General features: G+C 68.4%; 3 protein-coding genes. All 3 read left to right on the top strand.

Annotation, left to right across the window (positions count from 1 at the left end; all coding sequences use genetic code 11):
* The coding region (gene sucB, locus HMPREF0043_RS08860) for a 2-oxoglutarate dehydrogenase, E2 component, dihydrolipoamide succinyltransferase (protein ID WP_040318236.1) at positions 1 to 1,100 on the top strand (1,100 nt) is incomplete at its 5' end.
* A 111-nt stretch (positions 1,101 to 1,211) separates the two neighbouring features.
* Positions 1,212 to 1,916 carry a DUF4191 domain-containing protein gene (locus HMPREF0043_RS08855; RefSeq protein WP_021602710.1) on the top strand — a complete coding sequence of 235 codons (705 nt, stop codon included), beginning with the start codon at positions 1,212 to 1,214 and terminating at the stop codon, positions 1,914 to 1,916.
* A gap of 112 nt (positions 1,917 to 2,028) precedes the next feature.
* Positions 2,029 to 3,453, top strand: coding sequence for a type I glutamate--ammonia ligase (glnA, locus tag HMPREF0043_RS08850; protein WP_021602709.1), 1,425 nt, complete (start codon positions 2,029 to 2,031; stop codon positions 3,451 to 3,453).
* Positions 3,454 to 3,523: the final 70 nt, after the last annotated feature.

Raw genomic sequence — 3,523 nt, 5'->3', positions numbered from 1 at the left:
CTGCCCGGGCTCGACCGCCTGCGGTCCCCGCTCCTTCGCCCGCCGTCCCCCCGGGTGCGCAGTCGCGGCCGCAGGCCGGCGCCGCGCCGTCCACGCCCTCCCCCGCGGCCGCGGAATCCGAACCGGGTGGCTACGTCACGCCGATCGTCAGGAAGTACGCCAGGGAATTGGGCGTGGACCTCGCCTCGGTCGCCGGAACCGGTGTCGGCGGCAGGATCCGCCGACAAGACGTCGACGAAGCCGCCCGCCGGGCCGAAGCCGCGCGCCAAGCGGAGGAGGCCCGAAAAGCCGAGGAGGCGCGGAAAGCGGAAGGCCCAGCGCCGGCCGGAATGGCCGGACCGGCCAGAGCGCCGGCGTCCACGCCGTCCCCCGAGGCGTCCCGACTGCGCGGCACCACTCAGAAGCTCAGCCGTCTGCGCCAGGTGATCTCCGAGCGCATGGTCCAGTCCCTTCAGACCTCGGCACAGCTGACGACGGTCGTAGAGGCCGACGTGACGCGGATCGTCGCCCTCCGCAACGCCAAGAAGGAGGAGTTCCAGGCCAAGACCGGCGCGAAGCTGACCTTCCTGCCCTTCTTCGTCAAGGCCGCCGTCGACGCGCTGAAGTCGCACCCCAAGATAAACGCCTCGATCGAGGGCAAGAGCGTCCACTACTGGGACCACGAGCACGTCGGCATCGCCGTGGACGCCCCCAGGGGCCTCATGGTCCCCGTCATCCGCGACGCCGGGGACCTCAACATCACCGGCATCGCCAAGTCGATCGGCGACCTGGCCGCCCGCACCCGCAGCGGAGACGTCAAGCCGGAGGAGCTGTCGGGTTCGACCTTCACGGTCACGAACACCGGCTCGGCCGGAGCCCTCTTCGACACGCCGATCATCAACCAGCCCGAGGTGGCGATCCTCGGAGTGGGGACGATCGTCAAGCGTCCCGCGGTCGTGCGCGACGCCGACGGCAACGAGACCATAGGCCTGCGTTCGATGGTCTACCTGGCGCTGAGCTACGACCACCGTCTCGTGGACGGCGCCGACGCCGGCCGCTACCTCTCCGAGCTGAAGGGACGCCTGGAAGGCGGCGACTTCGAGTCGGACCTGGGCATCTGACCCGCGCGGGCGGGGCGGGCGCCCCACCCGCTCGCAGACGGAGCGCCGAGCATTGGCCAAACCCCCGCCATCCGTTAGAATCACCTCGGGCGCCGAGGCGGAAGGACGAAAATGGCGAAGGACGGGGGCTCGAAGAAAGCCCCGAAGAAACAGCGCTGGTACAAAGTGCTCGGCGAAGCCTACAGGGTCGCCAAGCGCACCTACCCCTGGGCCCGTTGGGCGCTTCTCGGCGCGGCGGCTGCGGGGGCGGCCATCGGCGTCGTTCCGGCCATCGCCACGGGGCGGTGGATCACATGGGGGATCTTCGCGGTCCTCTTCGCCTTCATCCTCCCCATGATCACGCTCACCCGCATGGTCCGCACGGCCAGCTACAAGCAGATCGACGGCATGCCGGGCGCCGTCTCCGCCGTCCTCGACCGCATCAGACGGGGATGGACGGTCCAGGCCGAGCCCGTCCGCTTCAACGCCCGCAGCCAGGACATGGTCTTCCGCGCCATCGGACGGCCGGGGATCGTGCTCATCACCGAGGGGCCGACGCCCCGGGTCGAACGCCTCGTCGCCGAAGAGCGGCGGGCCATCAAGCGCGTGGCGCCCAACGCCCCGGTCCACGTCATCAACGTCGGTAACGACGAGGGCCAGACGCGGCTGATCGACCTCAACAAGGCAATGAGACGGCTCCCCCGCGGCATCACCAGCCAGGAGGTCGCCGCTCTGGCGCGCCGCCTGGAGGCCCTCAGCCAGAAGTCCCTGCCCATCCCCAAGGGGATCGACCCCTACAAGGCGCGCCCCGATCGCCGGGCCATGCGCGGCAAGTGATCCACCAAGCCGAAACACGCCTGAAACGCGAGGGACCTTCCAGGGAAACCCGCCGGCGGTAGCCTTGTGTCGGCCGCGGGAGACGACTCGCGGACGATGGTAAGGAGTACGAATGTTTTCCACTGCCGACGAAGCCGTCGCGTTCACCCGGGATCGGGACGTCAGGTTCATCGACGTCCGATTCTGCGACCTGCCCGGCGTCATGCAGCATTTCACCATCCCGGTGGACGCCTTCAAAGACGACGTCTTCACCGACGGCCTCATGTTCGACGGCTCGTCCATCCGGGGGTTCCAGGCGATCCACGAGTCCGACATGAAGCTCGTCCCCGACGTCGCCTCCGCCTTCGTCGATCCGTTCCGGTCCGAGAAGACCCTCGTCATGAACTTCTCCGTCGTCGACCCCTTCACCGACGAGGTCTACGCCCGCGACCCCCGCAACATCGCGCAGAAGGCGGAGGACTACGTGCGCTCCACGGGCATCGCCGACACCGTCTACTTCGGCGCAGAAGCGGAGTTCTACGTCTTCGACGACATCCGCTTCCACTCCGACGTGCACTCGTCGTTCTACTCCGTCGACTCCGACGAGGGATGGTGGAACACCGATCGCCAGGAGCCGGGGGGCAACCTCGGCTACAAGACCCGCCTGAAGGGCGGCTACTTCCCGGTGGCCCCCAACGACCAGTACTGCGACCTGAGGGACGCCATGTGCGTGCGCATGGCCGACGTGGGCCTGAAAGTCGAACGGGCCCACCACGAAGTCGGCACGGGAGGCCAGCAGGAGATCAACTACACCTTCAGCACGCTCAAGGCGGCGGCGGACGACCTCATGAAGTTCAAGTACGTCATCAAGAACTGCGCCTGGGAGTTCGGCAAGACGGCCACTTTCATGCCCAAGCCGCTGTACGCCGACAACGGTTCGGGCATGCACTGCCACCAGTCCCTGTGGAAGGGCGGCAAGCCCCTCTTCGCCGACGAGAAGGGCTACGGCGGCCTGTCCGACCTGGCACGTTGGTACATCGGCGGCCTCCTCGCCCACGCCCCCTCCCTTCTGGCCTTCACGAACCCGTCGGTCAACTCCTACCACCGCCTCGTCCCGGGATTCGAGGCTCCCGTCAACCTCGTCTACTCGGCCCGCAACCGCTCCGCGTGCATCCGGATCCCGGTGACGGGCGCCTCCCCCAAGGCCAAGCGCCTGGAGTTCCGGGTCCCCGACCCCTCCGCCAACCCGTACCTGGCCTTCGCGGCCCAGCTCATGGCGGGCCTGGACGGCGTCAAGAACCGCGTCGAGCCGGCCGATCCGATCGACAAAGACCTCTACGAGCTCCCTCCGGAGGAGCACGCCCAGATCGCCCAGGTGCCCGAGTCCTTCGAAGACGCGCTGCGCGCTCTCGAGGACGACCACGACTACCTGACCGAGGGCGACGTCTTCACCGAGGACCTCGTCCACACGTGGATCGACTACAAGATGGAGCACGAGATCGCTCCGCTGCGCCAGCGTCCGCACCCCTACGAGTTCGCCCTGTACTTCGACCTGTAGAGCCTCGACCTGCGGGGCGGGAGCCGGTCGGGCCCCGCCCCGCACTCGTCTCCGGCAGCCTCCCCGCGAT

This window comes from Actinobaculum sp. oral taxon 183 str. F0552 (genome assembly GCF_000466165.1).
In the GTDB taxonomy this organism is placed as follows: Bacteria; Actinomycetota; Actinomycetes; order Actinomycetales; family Actinomycetaceae; genus Peptidiphaga.
The sequence above is the reverse complement of the archived record's forward strand: the minus strand, read 5'-3'. Positions and strand labels throughout refer to the sequence as shown.